General features: G+C 71.2%; 12 protein-coding genes and 3 pseudogenes. 7 read left to right on the top strand and 8 right to left on the bottom strand.

Features of this window, described 5'->3' with window-relative positions; translation table 11 throughout:
* Positions 1-154: 154 nt before the first annotated feature.
* Positions 155-910, top strand: coding sequence for a DUF6227 family protein (locus AC0VY3_RS03530; RefSeq protein ID WP_103508190.1), 756 nt, complete (start codon positions 155-157; stop codon positions 908-910).
* Positions 911-974: 64 nt separating this feature from the next.
* Here the strand turns inward: AC0VY3_RS03530 and AC0VY3_RS03525 are convergent, their stop codons facing one another.
* A complete protein-coding gene (locus tag AC0VY3_RS03525) occupies positions 975-2,516 on the bottom strand; it encodes an MFS transporter (protein ID WP_103508193.1) in 1,542 nt (513 codons plus the stop codon).
* Between the two features lie 61 nt (positions 2,517-2,577).
* Here AC0VY3_RS03525 and AC0VY3_RS03520 point away from each other — a divergent pair, with 61 nt between their 5' ends.
* Positions 2,578-3,627, top strand: coding sequence for a helix-turn-helix transcriptional regulator (locus tag AC0VY3_RS03520; RefSeq protein ID WP_475548907.1), 1,050 nt, complete (start codon positions 2,578-2,580; stop codon positions 3,625-3,627).
* A gap of 111 nt (positions 3,628-3,738) precedes the next feature.
* On the opposite strand, the gene AC0VY3_RS03515 is transcribed toward AC0VY3_RS03520, so the two are convergent.
* The gene (locus AC0VY3_RS03515) at positions 3,739-4,740 is read right to left on the bottom strand and encodes a sigma-70 family RNA polymerase sigma factor (protein ID WP_103508188.1); all 1,002 of its coding nucleotides are present in this window, start codon (positions 4,738-4,740) and stop codon (positions 3,739-3,741) included.
* A gap of 560 nt (positions 4,741-5,300) precedes the next feature.
* Here AC0VY3_RS03515 and AC0VY3_RS03510 point away from each other — a divergent pair.
* Positions 5,301-6,326 carry a questin oxidase family protein gene (locus tag AC0VY3_RS03510; RefSeq protein WP_475548906.1) on the top strand — a complete coding sequence of 342 codons (1,026 nt, stop codon included), beginning with the start codon at positions 5,301-5,303 and terminating at the stop codon, positions 6,324-6,326.
* 36 nt (positions 6,327-6,362) lie between these two features.
* Here the strand turns inward: AC0VY3_RS03510 and AC0VY3_RS03505 are convergent, their stop codons facing one another.
* Entirely contained in the window at positions 6,363-7,145 is a 783-nt protein-coding gene (locus AC0VY3_RS03505) for a dioxygenase family protein (protein ID WP_103508191.1), read from the bottom strand.
* 265 nt (positions 7,146-7,410) lie between these two features.
* Between AC0VY3_RS03505 and AC0VY3_RS03500 the strand changes: the two genes are divergently transcribed.
* Positions 7,411-7,923 (top strand): MarR family winged helix-turn-helix transcriptional regulator, encoded by a 513-nt coding sequence (locus tag AC0VY3_RS03500; protein WP_103508187.1) that lies wholly within the window; start codon positions 7,411-7,413, stop codon positions 7,921-7,923.
* Between the two features lie 79 nt (positions 7,924-8,002).
* Here the strand turns inward: AC0VY3_RS03500 and AC0VY3_RS03495 are convergent, their stop codons facing one another.
* Together AC0VY3_RS03495 and AC0VY3_RS03490 are read right to left on the bottom strand one after the other, a co-directional pair.
* Positions 8,003-9,547 carry an MFS transporter gene (locus AC0VY3_RS03495; protein WP_242742560.1) on the bottom strand — a complete coding sequence of 515 codons (1,545 nt, stop codon included), beginning with the start codon at positions 9,545-9,547 and terminating at the stop codon, positions 8,003-8,005.
* A gap of 168 nt (positions 9,548-9,715) precedes the next feature.
* Positions 9,716-10,375, bottom strand: coding sequence for a TetR/AcrR family transcriptional regulator (locus tag AC0VY3_RS03490; protein ID WP_103508185.1), 660 nt, complete (start codon positions 10,373-10,375; stop codon positions 9,716-9,718).
* Positions 10,376-10,640: 265 nt separating this feature from the next.
* On the opposite strand from AC0VY3_RS03490, the gene AC0VY3_RS03485 reads away from it, so the two are divergent.
* The gene (locus AC0VY3_RS03485) at positions 10,641-11,918 is read left to right on the top strand and encodes a M6 family metalloprotease domain-containing protein (protein WP_475548905.1); all 1,278 of its coding nucleotides are present in this window, start codon (positions 10,641-10,643) and stop codon (positions 11,916-11,918) included.
* Here the strand turns inward: AC0VY3_RS03485 and AC0VY3_RS03480 are convergent.
* Both AC0VY3_RS03480 and AC0VY3_RS03475 read right to left on the bottom strand, forming a co-directional pair.
* The gene (locus AC0VY3_RS03480; protein WP_475548904.1) at positions 11,905-13,653 is read right to left on the bottom strand and encodes a class I adenylate-forming enzyme family protein; all 1,749 of its coding nucleotides are present in this window, start codon (positions 13,651-13,653) and stop codon (positions 11,905-11,907) included. The genes AC0VY3_RS03485 and AC0VY3_RS03480 overlap by 14 nt on opposite strands.
* A gap of 176 nt (positions 13,654-13,829) precedes the next feature.
* Positions 13,830-13,931: pseudogene (locus AC0VY3_RS03475) on the bottom strand (short-chain dehydrogenase); the annotation flags it as partial.
* A 69-nt stretch (positions 13,932-14,000) separates the two neighbouring features.
* Between AC0VY3_RS03475 and AC0VY3_RS03470 the strand changes: the two are divergent.
* Positions 14,001-14,389: pseudogene (locus AC0VY3_RS03470) on the top strand (acyl-CoA-like ligand-binding transcription factor); the annotation flags it as partial.
* A gap of 956 nt (positions 14,390-15,345) precedes the next feature.
* A pseudogene (locus tag AC0VY3_RS03465) lies at positions 15,346-15,468 on the top strand (transposase); the annotation flags it as partial.
* Here AC0VY3_RS03465 and AC0VY3_RS03460 read toward each other — a convergent pair.
* Positions 15,462-16,268: a transposase gene (locus tag AC0VY3_RS03460; protein WP_475548903.1), complete on the bottom strand. Its 807-nt coding sequence runs from the start codon at positions 16,266-16,268 to the stop codon at positions 15,462-15,464. The pseudogene AC0VY3_RS03465 and the gene AC0VY3_RS03460 sit on opposite strands and share 7 nt — an antisense overlap.
* Between the last annotated feature and the right edge of the window lie 227 nt (positions 16,269-16,495).

Here is a 16,495-nt window from a genome sequence, read left to right as displayed (position 1 = left end):
GAGTTCACCCCAAGCGCCCGAAATGCACCACGAACACGCGGGGAACTTTCTGCGTGCGCCCCACGTTTTTACCAACCCCGGTCACGATGTCGGACCCAGGGACTACGTTAAGCACGCATCAAGTAACACGCGGCGACGGCCTGGAGACACCACCTTGAGCGATCCGTACGAGACAACCGAGCACCACCTCGACCGACTCCTGCGACGCGCCCTCAACTCCTTCGACCTTCCCGACAGTACGGTCGACCGGCTCGGCACCGCGCTCGCCCACAGCAGTTCGCTGCACTCGTCGCACCACAGTGCCGTACTGCACCGCGAGACCTACCGCCACACGTATCTCCTCGCCGACGGCTCCGCCCTGACGCTGTGGGAGCTGGTGCACAGCGGAGGGCGGGACGTGCGGGCCCCGCGCCGGCACGAGCTGTACGACGAGGAGGGCGACGCCCGTATCGCGGCGTCCCGGCTGGCCGGAAGCCTCTCCGACTCCCCGGTCTTCGGCGACGAGGGGACGCAGGAGGCGCAGGGCGATCTGGAGATGCTGACGGTCCTGATGTCCGCCCCGCCGGCCCCGCTCCCCCGGACGTACGCGCCGGACAACTCCGCGGACCACGCCCGCCGGGTGCTGCGCCGCGCGGAGAACGCCGACCGGCCGGGCGAGCAGAAGGCGCGGCTGCTCCGGTCCGCCTTCGCCCACCACATCACCCAGATCTTCGGGCGGCAGTGCCACGTCGACGGCCGGACGGCCGGATTCACCCTCTACGAGCACGCGTTCCTGCTGCTGGACGGCAGCGAGACCAGCCTGTGGGAGGTCGAGCACACGGCGACGCCCGACGGCCGCCACATGTGCGAGGTGTACGAGGACGAGGACACCGCCCGTACGGCCATGGAGAGCCGCACCCGGATCTGCTGAACCGGATCTCTCGCCCCGGATCTGCTGAACCGGATCTCTCGCCCGGATCCGCCGCGCGCAGCGGTCAGTTCGGGTCGCCCTCCACGTGGGCGCGCGGGCGGGCGGGCAGGGCGAACATCACCAGGAAGATCACCGCGAGCACCCCGGCCACCCACCACAGCGACTGCTGGAAGGCGTCGACGAACGCCGGGCCGACCGCCTGCGGGGCCGACAGGTCGCCGATCGCGCCGTAGAAGACGACGGACACCAGGCCGAGGCCGAGCGCCGTCCCCATCTGCTGCACGGTGTTGATCAGCCCGGACGCCGAACCGGCGTGCTCCTTGGGCACGTCGGAGAGCACCGCGTCGGTCAGCGGAGCCACGATCAGACCCATCCCCGCGCCCATGACCACCAGCGGGACGGCCATCTGCCAGGACGTGATGGCCATGCCGTAGTGCTCGCTCTCCCAGAGGTAGATCAGCAGCCCGGCGATCATGAGAAGCGCACCGGCCTGGAGGACCTTGCGGCCGAAGCGGGGCACCAGCTTCTGCACGGAGATCCCGGCGGCCACCGAGACGGCGACGGAGAACGGGATGCCCGTCGTACCGGCGCGCAGCACGCTCCAGCCGAGCCCCATCTGCATGTACATGGTCCACACCAGGAAGAAGATGCCGAGGCCGACGCCGAAGGTCAGCTGCACGGCGATGCCCGCGGCGAAGCTCTTGACCCGGAACAGGGACATCTCGATCAGCGGCGAGCCGTTGGCCAGCGTCTTCTGCCGCTGGTTCAGGGCCAGCGCCCCGAAGACGAACAGACTGCCCACCATCGACAGATGGCCCCAGAGCGGCCAGCCCAGCTCATGTCCCCGGGTGAGGGGGTAGATGAGCATCAGCATCGCCAGGGTGATCAGGGCGACGCCGAGAAGGTCGAGGCGGACCGCCTTCGGAGCCTTGGACTCGGTGATGAACTTCGCACCGAGGAGCAGACCGGCGATGCCGACGGGCAGATTGATCAGGAAGATCGGCCGCCAGCCGAGCCCGAAGAGGTCCCACTCGGTGAGCAGCGCGCCCAGCAGCGGGCCGGAGACCGCGCCGAGCCCGACGATCGCGCCGAACAGTCCGAAGACCTTGCCGCGCTCGTGGGCCGGGAAGGTGGCGTGCACGATCGAGAGGACCTGCGGCACCATCAGGGCCGCCGTGGCGCCCTGGAGGATGCGGGCGGCGACCAGTATCTCGGGGGTGCCCGCGAGACCGCAGAGAGCGGAGGCGAGCGTGAATCCGCCGATGCCGATGAGGAAGAGCCGCTTGCGCCCGTAGATGTCGCCGAGCCGGCCGCCCGTGATCAGCCCGGCCGCGAACGCGAGGGCGTAGCCGGCGGTGATCCACTGGATCGCGGAGACCGATGCCTCGGTCTCGCGCTGGATGCTGGGGATGGCGATGTTGACGATCGTGACGTCGACCAGGTCCATGAAGGCCGCGGTCATCACGATGGCGAGCGCGAACCAGCGACGCCGGTCCGCCGGGGCGGACCCGGGTGCGACCGGCGTCTTCACCGGTGCCGGCGGTACGGGCGGGGTGGGCGGTGCGAGGTGCGACGCCGTGGGAGGCGGGGGTGCGGAAGAAGGCATGGGAAGAACGTAGGCGGCCATTAGGTCAGACCATGACCTGATGGTCCGGCACCCTGAAGCCATGTCCGATACCCCCGCACGACTGCTGAAACTGCTGTCGCTCCTCCAGACCCCGCGCGAGTGGCCGGGCGGTGAGCTGGCCGAGCGGCTCGACGTCAGCCCGCGCACGATCCGCCGCGATGTCGACCGGCTGCGCGACCTGGGCTACCCGGTCGAGGCCTCGCGCGGCTCGGTGGGCGGCTACCGCCTGGTGGCGGGCGCCGCCATGCCGCCCCTGCTGCTGGACGACGAGGAGGCGGTGGCCATCGCGGTGGGGCTGCGGGCCGGGGCCGGGCACGCGATCGAGGGCGTCGACGAGGCCTCCGTACGGGCGTTGGCGAAGTTGGAGCAGGTGCTTCCCTCGCGGCTGCGGCACCGGGTCTCCGCGCTCCAGAACGCCACCGTGCCGCTGACCCGGGGCGACGGTTCGACCATCGACCCGCGGACCCTGACGACGCTGGCTTCGGCGGCCACCGGGCGGGAGCGGCTGAGGTTCGCGTACCGCAGCGGCGACGGCACCCGGACGAAGCGGCAGGTCGAGCCGTACCGGCTGGTGAGCACCGGGCAGCGCTGGTACCTGGTGGCGTACGACCTGGGCCGGGAGGACTGGCGTACGTTCCGGGTGGACCGGGTCGGTGAGCCGTACGCGACCGGGGCCCGGTTCGTCCCGAGACCGCTGCCCGTGGAGGGCGCGGCGAGTGATGCGGGCAGTGGGGACGCGGCGAGGTTCCTGGCCCGGTCGATGCGGCGGATGAAGCCGGAGCTGTGCCTCGATGTGTGGTTCGGCGGGCCGGCCGAGTTCGTGGCGGCGCGGCTGCCCGCGCACCTCGGGGCGCCGGAGCCGGACGGGGAGGGCGGCTGCCGGCTGCGGACCTCGTGCACCGATTCGCTGGAGTGGGTGGCGCTGCGGCTGGCGTTGGTGGACTGCGAGTTCTCCGTGAAGGAGCCGCCGGAGCTGGTGGCGTACCTGGAGGGTCTCGGGGCCCGGCTGACCCGCGCCGCCCGGCCCGGGGGCCGGCACCGGGCTTCCGGCCCGGAACAAGGACCGGAACAGGGCCCGGAACAGGGATGAGCCCCGACGCCGGGGGGGGGTGGGCGCCGGGGCTCAGCTCAGGGACCGGCGAAAAACCGGTCGGTCAGCCGGTGCGAACCGGCTTGATGGGGAGATTACGGGGTTATTGGCTCACGCCGCAGCGTCAAAGCCCGTGTCGTGAGCCATTCTCTTCAATTCGAGCAGTGCGTGCTTCTCTATCTGGCGGATCCGCTCCCGGGTGAGGCCGTGCTGCTTGCCCACTTCGGTCAGGGTCCGCTCACGCCCGTCCTCGATGCCGTACCGCATCTTGATGATCGAGGCGGTCCTGTTGTCGAGCTTGCCGATCAGGTCCTCCAGCTCCTCGCTGCGGAGCAGGGTCATCACCGACTGCTCGGGCGAGACGGCGGAGGTGTCCTCCAGCAGGTCGCCGAACTGAGTGTCGCCGTCGTCGTCGACGGACATGTTCAGGCTGACCGGGTCGCGGGCCCAGTCCAGGACGTTGCCGACGCGCTCGGCGTTGGAGTCGAGCTCGGCGGCGATCTCCGCGTGCTCCGGGTCGCGCCCGTGCTCGCGGTTGAACTCGCGCTGCACCCGGCGGATCCGGCCGAGCTCCTCCACCAGGTGGACGGGGAGCCGGATCGTGCGCGACTGGTCGGCGATCGAGCGGGTGATGGCCTGCCGGATCCACCACGTCGCGTACGTGGAGAACTTGAAGCCCTTGGCGTAGTCGAACTTCTCCACCGCGCGGACCAGGCCCGCGTTGCCCTCCTGGATCAGGTCGAGCAGAGGGAGCCCCGCGCGCGGGTAGCGGCGGGCCACGGCGACGACGAGCCGGAGGTTGGAACGGATGAATATGTCCTTGGCGCGCTCGCCCTCGGCGACCAGCGCCTCCAGCTCCTCACGCTTCGCGTCACCGGCGGCACTCTCCACCTCGCCGTCGAGGATCTGCTGGGCGTAGACGCCCGCCTCGATGGTCTGGGAGAGGTCGACTTCCTTGGCGGCGTCGAGCAGCGGTGTGCGGGCGATCTCGTCCAGGTACATGCCGACCAGGTCGCGGTCGGCGATTTCCCCGCCCCCGGCGCGAACACTGCTTGCCCTGCCGGTCCCACCGGTGGTGGTGGACGTACGACGGGCGACGGCACGGGTTGCCATGCGTGCTCCCTTGCTGAGTAGGTCGCGACACCCTTTCGGGTGCCCTGCATCCGATGGAAACAACGACTGGAATCCGGACAGAATTCCCATGCTGCACATTCATTTTCGTGATCATGCAGTACCCTGTCCGCCGCCGACCGGCGGATGCAGCTTCCGGCTTTCGCCGGACGCGCAGGTCAGAACCGGTTCCGGAGACGATCGGGCCGCTTTCCGGCTCTCCGGCCGGATACCCGGAATCAGTACGCCCATGAGACCGCGCTCACCTTCACGCCCGCTTCTCCCCCGACCGGCCGGCCCGGGTCCGGACCCGGGTCCAGGAGGGCCGCGCTCCCGCCGTGAAAGACGTGCCGGGCGCCGTTCGGGTTGCTCAGGACGTCCGCGGTGCGCCGGGCGGGCCCGGTCCTAGGACCTCCGACCGAGCCGGCCGACCACCGCGGCCGGTCGGTCCGGGACCGCAGCCCGATCCGCCCCGGCCGGGGCACGCCTAGCGTGATCGACACGAGCTGCACGGACTGCACGGACTTCACGAGCTGCACTGACACCACGGGAGCGTGATCGGCATGGACGACACCACGGGCACCCTCGACGAGGCACTGGAGCGCATCCACGTCTCGGGGCCGGAGCGCGACGGCTGGCTCAGCAATCACGCGCCGATGGCCGTGGAGGCCCTGGTGCGGCACGGTCAGGCGTCGGCCGTGCACCGCTGGCTGGACCGTTACGGCCCGAAGCTGGAGGAGATGCCGGTCACCGGCGCCCCGGTGACCGCCCGGAACTGGCACGAGGCGCTGGGCGACCCACGCCGCGTCGCCGACTGGACGGCGTACTTCGAGCGGGAGACGGCCCAGGCACCGTGGCGTGACGTGCTCGCCGCGTGGTGGCCCCGGCTGCTGCCGGGCATCGCGGCGGGCGCCACCCACCCGGTGATCCGGGTGGGCCACTCCGTACGGACCCTGCTGACCGGCGAGGAGACCGCCCCGCGCGTCCGGGAGCTGGCCCACGCGCTCGGCTACTGGGCCGCCCGGCACCAGCCGCTGCCCGCCCTGACCGCGCTCGGCCCGGCCCCGAGCGCGTCCGCGGCGCTGGAGCTGGTGCAGCTGGTGCCCGACCAGAGCGGCGGCATCCGGGAACGGTTCGCGCAGTTGACCGGGTTTCCGGAGTGGCCGGCCCAGGAGCCCGCCTCCGCCGAGGCGGCGCGGTCCGCGTTGCGGGAGCTGGTCCGGTCCTCGACGCACCGGTACGCGACCCACGCGCACGGCTCTCCGATCATGCTGGTCCACGCGGCGACCGCGCCCAACGCGGTCCTCCGCACCCTGCCGGCCCTGCCCGGCGAGCTGTGGGCGCCGAGCCTGCGGGCCGCCTGGGCGGCGAGCGCGGCGGTCACCGCCGCCTACGCACCCCGGGAGGCGGCCCCCGTACCGGCGCCGGCCGGAGCCGCTCCGGACGCCGGGGAGCTGTTCGCCCGGGCTGCGGCGCACGGCGACGACCACACCATCAAGTTCACCGACACAGCACTGGACGTGGGCGACGCGCTCGCGTTCTCCGCCGCCCGGCGCGCGATCGAGCTGAACCCGCCGGTGTTCGGCTGAACCCACCGTGCCCCGGGGCGGCGAAGCCCGTACCTCTCAGCCGAACTGCACCGAGCGCTTCGCCAGCCCCATCCAGAACCCGTCGATGACGCTCCGCCCCCGGTCCAGCTCGTCCTCGGCCGCGCCCAGCGTCACGAACAGCGGTGCGAAGTGCTCGGTGCGCGGGTGGGCCAGCTTCCCGGCCGGGGACGTGTGCTCGAAGTCGAGCAGCGCGTCGATGTCCTGGGCCCGCAGCGCCCGGTCGCCCCAGTCGTCGAACTCCGCCGACCAGCCGGGCACCCCGCCGCCCTGGTGCCGCAGGGCGGCCAGGTTGTGGGTGAAGAAGCCGCTGCCGACGATCAGCACGCCCTCGTCGCGCAGAGGGGCGAGCTTGCGCCCGATCTCCATCAGCTTCTGCGGGTCGAGCGTCGGCATGGAGATCTGAAGTACGGGGATGTCGGCGTCCGGGAACATCTCCACCAGCGGTACGTACGCCCCGTGGTCCAGGCCGCGGTCCGGGATGTCCTGGACCGGCGTACCGGCGCCGCGCAGCAGCTTGCGGACGCTGTCGGCGAGCTGCGGCGCGCCGGGGGCCCCGTACCGCACCGCGTAGTAGTGCTCGGGGAAGCCCCAGAAGTCGTACACGAGCGGCACCGGCTCGGTGGCGCCCAGCGCGAGCGGCGCCTCCTCCCAGTGGGCGGAGACCATCAGGATCGCCCGCGGGCGGGGCAGCCCCGCGGACCAGGCGGCGAGTTCGCCGGGCCAGACGGGATCGTCGGCCAGCGGCGGTGCGCCGTGCGAGAGGTAGAGGGCGGGCATCCGCTCCGCGGTGGCTGTCATGGCACTCCCCATCCACTGGACGCGGAACCCGGGGCACCGGGCACCGCGTTGGATGCACAGGGCACTGGTTCCGGTCACGAACTCGTCCGAGCAGGAGTTTCCCGAGGTCATCCGGGGGATCGTTGTTCAGGGGCCCTGCGGAACCCCGGCGGATCCACGCAGGATCCCTTTCGGGAACCTCCTCGGCAGGACTCTTGAATCTTCAAGTTCCTACCTTCGGAGACCTTAGCCCTATCTAGTTAAACTTTCAAGAAAAGGTCGTACAGTGGAGTACATGACCACGGCACCCACCGGCGCGCCGCGCTGGCTCACCGACGAGGAGCAGCACGCCTGGCGCGCTTATCTGCATGCCACCACGCTGCTGGAGGATCACCTCGACCGCCAGTTGCAGCGCGACGCCGGCATGCCGCACATCTACTACGGACTGCTCGTCCAGCTCTCGCAGGCACCGCGCCGCCGGATGCGGATGACGGAGCTGGCCCGGAACGCGAAGATCACCCGTTCCCGGCTCTCGCACGCCATCGCCCGGCTGGAGAAGAACGGCTGGGTGCGCCGCGAGGACTGCCCCTCCGACAAGCGCGGCCAGAACGCGGTGCTCACCGACGACGGCTACGAGATGCTCCGCCGTTCGGCGCCGGGCCATGTCGAAGCCGTACGGCAGGCGATGTTCGACCGGCTCACTCCCGAGCAGGTGAGCAGCCTCGGGGAGATCATGCGGGTGCTCGCGACCGGCCTGGAGCCGGAGGGCGCGGACGCGGACCTGCCCTGGCTCCGCTGAGCGATCGCTGAGCGGAACCAGGGCAGGAAGCCAGGGCGGGGAGCCCGGGCAAGGGCGGGGAGGGGCGGGGCGGTCGCCGTCAGTGGGCGACGACCGGGATCTTGAACTCCTCCTCGGCGCCCGCGTCGAACGCGCCGTCCGTCCCGCCGCCCGTCCCCGTTCCGGGGCGGCCGGTGTTGATGAGGGTCATCGCGATGGCGGCCGCGGCGACGAGGATGCCGACCGCCCACCAGATAGCGGCGGCGAAACCGCTGACCATGGCCTGGAGCTCCAGGAGCTGCGGGTCCGTGGCGCGGGCCGCGTGGTCGGCGACGTACGCGGTGGTGGCACTCGCGGCGATGGTGTTCAGCAGAGCGGTGCCGATGGCGCCGCCGACCTGCTGCGAGGTGTTGACCATCGCGGAGGCCACGCCCGCGTCACGCGGCTCGATGCCGTGCGTGGCCAGGGACATCGCCGGCATGAACGCCGTACCCATACCGAGGCCGAGCAGCAGCATGCCGGGCAGGATGACGGCCGTGTAGCTGGTGTTCAGGTCCAGCTGGGTCAGCAGCAGCATGCCGACCGCGGCGACCAGGAATCCTGGGCCCATCAGCAGACGCGGCGGGACCCGGGTCATCAGCCGGGTGCCGATCTGGGTGGAGCCGGTGATCATGCCCACGATCATCGGCATGAACGCGAAACCGGTCCTGACCGGGGAGTAGCCCTTCACGACCTGGAGGTAGTAGGTCAGGAAGAGGAACAGCCCGAACATCGCGATGATGGCGAGACCCAGCGAGAGGTAGACCCCGCCGCGGTTGCGCTCGGTGAGGACGCGCAGCGGCAGCAGCGGCGACTTCACGCGCGCCTCGGTGACCACGAAGGCCAGCAGCAGCACGGCGGCGGCGATGAACATGGAGACGGTCAGCGCGTCCGACCAGCCGGCCGACTCGGCGCGGGTGAAGCCGTACACCAGGGCGACCAGGCCGAGCGTGGAGAGCACGACGCCGGGGATGTCCAGCGGTGCGCGGTTGCGGGCGCCGGAGGGCTCGCGGATGACGAAGTACGCGCCCGCGGCGGCGACGATGGCGAACGGGATGTTGACGAAGAAGGTCCAGCGCCAGTTGAGGTACTCGGTGAGGAAGCCGCCGAGGATCAGCCCGACCGCGCCACCGCCACCGGCGATGGCCCCGTAGATACCGAAGGCCTTGGCCCGCTCCCTGGCATCGGTGAACATCACGGCGAGCAGGGACAGGGCGGCCGGGGCGAGCAGGGCGCCGAAGACACCCTGGAGAGCCCGGGAGCCGAACATCATCGCCTCGTTCTGGGCCGCGCCGCCGAGCGCGGAGGCCAGGGCGAAGCCGATCAGACCGACGACGAAGGTGCGCTTACGGCCCCAGAGGTCGGCGATCCGGCCGCCGAAGAGGAGCAGCCCGCCGAAGGCGAGGGCGTAGGCGGTGATGACCCACTGCTTGTTGCCGTCGGAGATGCCGAGGTCGGTCTGGGCGGAGGGCAGCGCGATGTTCACGATGGTCGCGTCGAGGACGACCATCAGCTGGGCGAGCGCGATGAAGGCGAGGGCTTTCCAGCGGCTCGGATCGGGAAGGGCGGCGTCTGCCGCTCGGGACGGACCGGCTGTTTTTGGCATGGGTGTAGCCACCTAAGGACGTGCGAGGGCGCCGAGGCGTCGCGAAGTGGTCGTCAGCGGTACGTACCGGTGTACGCGCGACGGATGAAGTGGGATGTGACGGAGGGGAACGACTACGTGTACGGCGGCGGTGACATGCCGCCCGGAAGGCTCAGGTCGATGCGGGCGTCAGGGGCGCCGCAGGTCCTCCAAGGTCGCCGCCGATCCGGGCAGCTCCGAGCGGGCCGGGGTCTCCAGGCCGTCCAGGAACAACTGCAGGTGGCGGTGGGTGAACCGGTCGATTCCCTGGCAGGCGATGCCGGGGAGCGGCCGGGTGAGCTGGGAGAGGGCGACGAGTACGTCACCGACGGCGATGTCGGTACGCAGCCGCCCCGCGGACATGGCGCGCGCCACGAGCCCTTCGACGGCCTCTTCGAGACGCCGGCGCTCGGCGAGCAGTTCGGGGTGGTCCTTGTCGAAGACGCCGGAGAGCATCGGGCACAGCGCGCCGATCCGTTCGTCGGCGGCCGCGTGCACGAAGCGGCTGAGCGCGGCGAACGGGTCGGACTCCGCGGCGACGGCCTCTTCGGCCCTCAGGGTGGTGCGGGAGGTGACCGCGAGGACGACCTCATGGGTGAGGGCGGCCCGGTCGGGGAAGTTCCGGTAGAGCGTGGCGTTGCCGACGCCCGCCCGGCGTGCGACGTCGTCCAGCGCCACGTCCGGGCCGAACTCGACGAACAGCTCGCGTGCGGCCGCGACGATCCGCTCGCGGTTGCGCAGCGCGTCGGCCCGCGGGCGGACCGTGCGGCACTGTGCGGCCGGTGCGGCGTTCTCGGCGACGGTCTCCACGACGATGCCGTTCCTTCCCTCTGTGTAGCCGGTCGACCCCCACCCGTAACCGGGGACCGTTTCCCCGTTTAGCGGGGACACGTAGGTAAACGGGGAGAGGATCCCCGCTTATTTCCCAGCCTGCTGTGACCTGAGTCACATCACCTCGGCGGGAAAACCCACCGATCGGCGCACCCAGCGAGCGGCCCCGGACCACCCGGCACAGGCTGATCGCCAGAGCGCAGTCAGGGGTCGGCCGACTGCCGCGGACCCCGAAGGCGCCTCTATGCAGCAGCCCCGCCACCGGATACGCAGACACCGCCGCCCGGTCGCCCTGGCCGGAGCGACCGCGCTGGTCATAGCGGCCATGGCCTCGGCCAGCACCACCCTGCCGACCACCGGCCGCGCCTCGGCGGGCCCGGCGGCCACCGCCCAGGACTCCGCGCTCGCCCCGTGCCGGATCTCCGCCACCATGGGCGTACAGATGTCCGAGGGCCTGCCGACCCCTCCCGGCTACGCCCGGTCGACCGGCGAGGTCAGGGCGCTCAACCTGATGATCGACTTCCCGGACGCGGAGGGCACGGAACCCGCGACGGACCGGTACGCGGAATTCTTCCCGCAGACCTCCGACTGGTTCAGGACCAGCTCCTACGGCCGGCTCGTCTACCGGCCCGAGGCCCCCGTCAAGGACTGGCTGCGGATGCCGATGGCGTTCACGGAGTACGGGATAGAGCGCGGATCACCGTTCGAGCCGGGCTACCGCCAGCTGGTGAAGGACATCGTGGCGGCCGCCGACCCCCGGGTCGACTTCTCACAGTACGACCTGGTCAACATCCTGGTCAGCCCGAACGCCGGCCCCTCCGCGCTGGACACCGTGCTCTCGGTGACCTTCTCCGGCAACGACGAGGCCCCGGAGGCGGACGGCGTACCGCTCGCCAACGCCTCGTTCGTCTACAGCCGCCAGGACGACGGGTCGGGGTCGTACGCCGAGACCGGCTACCGCGTCCTGCCGCACGAGAACGGCCATGTCTTCGGGCTGCCCGACCTCTACACGATGGAGGGCGGCGGTTCCGTCGGGCACTGGGACATCATGTCCGAGGACTGGGGCGCCAACAACGACTTCCTGGCCTGGCACAAGTGGAAGCTCGGCTGGCTCGACAACGAGCAGATCAGCTGCGCCTCGCAGTCCGGCGTCAGCGAGCACACGCTCGGCCCGCTGGCCACCGAGGGCGGCACCAAGCTCGCCTTCGTCCCGCTGAGCGCCCAGTCCGGCTACGCCGTGGAGGTCCGTACGGCCGGGGGCAACGACGAGGCGGTCTGCCGGCCCGGGGTGCTGATCTACAAGGTCAGCTCGGACGTGGACACCGGCCAGGGCCCGGTCTCCGTCGCCGACGCCACGGAGGACAGCGGCGGCTGCACCCGGCGCCCCAACGTGCACGCGGAACTGTCGGACGCGCCGTTCCGCCCCGGCCAGACGTTCACCGACCGGGCCAACGGCGTACGGATATCCGTGCTGGACGAGAACGACGACGGGAACTACCGGGTACGGGTCACGCGCCCGTGAGGGGCGCGGCCGCCTCCAGCAGGACCCGGAGCCGGTGCTTGAGGAGCTTCCCGGCGGCGTTGCGCGGGAGCGGCTCCTCGGTGAAGAGCACCCGCGCGGGCACCTTGAAGGCGGCGAGCCTCCCACCGACGTGCTCGCGCAGGGCCCCGGCGGTGACCACGGCTCCGGCGCGCAGCCGGACCACGGCCGCCACCTCCTCCCCCAGCACCGGGTGCGGGACGCCGAGGACGGCGGCGTCGGCCACGTCGGGGTGGTCGTGCAGGACGCCCTCGACCTCGACGCAGTACACGTTCTCGCCGCCCCGGATCACCACGTCCTTGATCCGGTCGACGACGGAGATCCGCCCCTCGCTCCGTACGGCGAGGTCTCCGGTACGGAACCAGCCGCCGTCGGCGAAGGCCTCCTCGGTCGCCGCCCGGTCGCGCCAGTAGCCGCGGAACAGGGACTGGCCGCGCAGCTGCAGCTCACCCGGCTCCCCGTCGGGCAGCTCATCGCCCGAGGGCCCGGCGATCCGCACTTCCGTGACCGGGGTGGGCCGTCCCGCGCCGCCGGGCTCCGCGCGGTACTCGTCGCCGAAGTGCGCGAGGACCCCGCCGCCGGTCTCGGTGAGGCCGTAGCCGCTGCGGGGCTCGACGCGGGTTCCGTAGCGGGCGGTGAGACGGGCGACCAGGGAAGGCGGCGGCGCGGCTCCCCCGGTGCTGAACAGGCCGAGGCCCCCCAGGGCGTCTCCGTCGCCCGCCCGCTCCGCGGCCTCCAGCAGCTGGAGCCCGGTGGCGGGGACGCCGGAGAAGTGCGTGACGCGGTGCGTACGGATCAGCCGCAGCGCCTCGTCCGCGTCCCACTTGTGCATCAGGACGAGGGCGCCGCCGGCCGCCATCGCGGCGTAGAAGCCGGTGAACGCGGCGACATGGAAGAACGGGAACGTCATCAGCGAGACCGGCGCGGGCCCCTGCCCCGGGATGACGCCGCGCGCCCGTGCGGAGGCCGCCGCGTGGTAACGGGGGTTGAGCGCAGCCCCGGCCTGGGCGAACTGGGTGGCGACCGCCCCCTTGGGGCGGCCGGTGGTGCCGGAGGTGTAGAGGATGGTGGCGTCGTCCTCGGGCCGGGGCTCCACGTCGGGCGGCGCGGCCAGCGGATCGGCCGCGGGGAACTCCTCGTACCGCTCGACGCGCAGGCCCTCCGCCGTCCGCCCCGCACCGTGGAAGAGGACGAGCCGCGTCCCGGTCCGCCGGGCCCAGCCGGCGACCCGCCCCAGCCGCTCCCCGTCCACGAGGAGCACCCCGGGCTCACAGTCGTCGAGGGCGTGGCGGAACTCCTCCTCGGCCCACCAGGCGTTGAGCGGTACGGCGACGAGACCGGCCAACTGGGCGGCCCAGAAGGCGATCTGCCACTCGGGATGGTTCCGCATCGCGATCACGGCCCGGTCGCCGGAGCGCAGCCCGTACCGCTCCCGCAGACGTACGGCGAGGGCGGAGGCGGCCGCGAAGAACTCCCCGTAGCTGTACGTCCGTTCCCCCGCGATCAGGAACGGCGCGTCCCCGTAGGCCCAGGTGGTCTCGACGAACTCCCGCAGCGTACGGGGCCCGTCGGCGTACTCCGGCGTCCCCCGCTCGCCGATGACCACGGCGAAGGGCGCGCCGGGCGCGGTGAGGGCGGCCTCGATACGCGCGGCACGCCGGGCGAGCTCAGCAGCCTCGGCTGCTCCGGGGTCCGGGGACGGGACGGTGTGCGGCACGGACGGCCTCTCTCGCGCTGACGCTGGTGCTGATACCGGTGCTGGTGCTGATACCAGTGCTTGCTGACACGCGAGACGCTATGCGGGCGGAGGCGAAGCGCCAAGGCCGGCAGCTCTTGGGGCATCCCTTTTCGGGTCACTCAGGCGGCGGCCGGGAACCCGAACCGCACGGAGGTCAGCTCTGTGGAGGTGTGGCCGGGGTGGGCGAGAAGACTGCGCACCGGGCTGCCGGCCGCGGTCGGCCGCTGGTGGAGCTGCCGGCCGAACACCGCGTTGGACCGGTGAGCGCGGGGACGCCCCTTGCCCTCGTCCCGCACCGCGAGGATCACGTGCGCGCCCTTCAGAAGGGGTTCGACACCGTACTGGCGGCCCGCCCCGCCGAGGAACCCCCGTCGGTCGCGCTCCGCCACACCATCCGGGTCTCCATAGACGCCTGCGCCGGCCACGCCGACCAGGCCCTGCGCGTGGTCCAGCTGATCCTCGGCACCCCTCCCTGCTCGCCCGGTTCCTGGAACGTCAGGCGCAGTGGCGCGACGAGCTCGCGGCGGAAGTGGCCGACCGACTGGACCTGGCCACCAAGACCGACCTCTATCCGCAACTGGCCGCCGGGATGGCCCTGGCCGCCTTCGGCACCGTGCTCCAGCGATGGAGCGACAGCGACGGCGCCGAGGACCCCGCGACACTGACCGACCGGGCCTTCGCGATCATCGCCCCGGCCCTGGACACCGCCGCGTAGCCCTGCCCTCACGACGGCGGGACAACCCACGACCCCGGATACGGGCCGATCGCCACCCGCTACACTGGCCGCGGTGACCTGATCTCAGGGCCCGGTCACCGCGCTGTCGGCAGGACTCTCCGGATGTGTCGCGTCCCGCAAGGACCGATCACCCGGCACACCTTCCGGCAGATCCCCGCCTTCGGGGGATCTGTCTAAAATCCCAAAACCGCAGGTCACGGGCGCGGGCTTCGGAGCCCCAAAACGTCTTTTCCCGATCTCAAAACACCCCAGAGCCCGTCTCGCTGTACAGGCACCGCGCACCTGAGGTCGGCGCACAAGACTCCCCAGAACGCTGGCCGCTGCTGATGTAGCGCAGCTGCCCCAGACGCCACACGGGCAGAGCGAACCTCGACGTTTTCAAGCACGATGCAGCTGTGCCACGGGCCGCCCAGAAGCTGCGCCAGACCGTAGGTAGGGCGTGGCCTCGGGTCACCCCCTACAGCCATTCGCTGAAGCATGCGTATCCCCGAGGGCTGAGATCTCGACCTGGCCGGATGCGCCCCTCCAGCAGCCGGCCCGGGCCTCCCCCTCCCGGGGGCGATGTCCCTGCCGCCATCGACTGCGCGGGGCCCCTCCCCCTTTTGTGGTCAAGGAAACGGCAACCGCCCTGTCCGTGACAGGTCTGAACCAGGCCACGCAGAGCCTTAAGTAGCTGTTGTCGTTCCGACCTTGAGGGGTGGGCATCGAACGGGAGTCTCGATCGGGTGATCGCGGCCGGCCGTGGGCATGAAGGCAGGGCCTCTTGGTAGCTCGGGGTTGCGAAGCCAACCGAGATCCAGGAAACCCTGTTGCCGCAGTTGTACGTGCTCACGCCGGTGGAGTTCAACTCGGCTGCTCCGTCGTGTGATTGCGTCGCCCACCGGTTCGGGAATGCGGCCGACCATCCGGAGCGTGTTCGGCGGTATCCCTCGGACATGACGGACGCGGAGTGGGCCGTGGTCCGGCCACTCCTGCCGGTGCCGGGCTGGATGCGAGGCCGGGGCGGGCAGCCGGAGGCGTACTGCCACCGGGCGATACTGGACGCGATCCGCTATCTGGTGGACAACGGGATCAAGTGGCGGGCGGTGCCGGCCGACTTCCCGCCATGGGACCGCGTGGCCTTGGCGATTGACGTTATGCGGTTGGGGCTGCAGCGGGACCTGCGGAAGATGCGCCAGGACTTCAGGCGGGCGACACCGCGTTCGACGGGTGCGCGTGCTGCGTCCAGAGCTCGGTTGCGGGTCTTCTCGGTGGTGGTGAGTTCCCGTAGGGGTCTGTGTTTGATGCCCGTGGTCAGCCACGGGCCGGCACCCTGGTAGGCCTGGTAGGCCTGGTAGGCGAGATCGGCCACGATCGGCGCTTCCTGGCGCTCGTAGATCCGGATGATCCGACGGGTGCGGGCGGCGGTCAGGTCGTGGGTGCGGCCCGGCAGGGCGGGCGAGAGCCACAGCAGCCGGCCGTCGGGATCGGTGAGGACCTGTACGTTCACGCCGTGGCGTCGGTGCTTGTGGGAGTAGTCCGCCCGGCCGTCGCCGACCCGGTCGCATTCGGCGAGCGTCCCGTCGAGCAGGACAAAGTCGGGGTCGTGCTCACGCAGCGTCTTCAGCAGGCCCGGTGCACGGGCGGCGAGCAGGTCCACGACCGCGGTGGTGTAGGCATGCGCGGTGGACTCGCTGATCCCGAACGCGGCAGCGATCTTCGCCAGAGTGGTGTGTTCGCGCAGGTACACCAGTGCCACCATCGCGCGCTGTGATGGGCGGAGCTTGCAGCGCCAGTTGCCCTCACGGGTGACGATCAGCATGGTCACCCATTCCACGAGTGCGTGCGGCAGGTCGAGTGCGGCAGGATGGATGACCAACGAGGCCCCCGAGCAGAGTGATTGAGACGTCAGACATCTCGATCAACAGCTCGGGGGCCACGCTCGTTGCGCTTCACGACCCGTCACCCGATCGGTGGCCAACTCGAAGAGGCTCAGTGTGCAGGAGTGAGTCCTGGACCCGTGTCCTGGAACTGCGCGCATTCCGAACGGTGTTGGATGCGCTAGTTCCCCGCGTTCTCGTTGTCTCTGTCCGGCAGCGCGCATCG

It is taken from the genome of Streptomyces sp. iso_384 (assembly GCF_056172905.1).
This window is presented reverse-complemented; position numbering and strand designations above follow the sequence as displayed.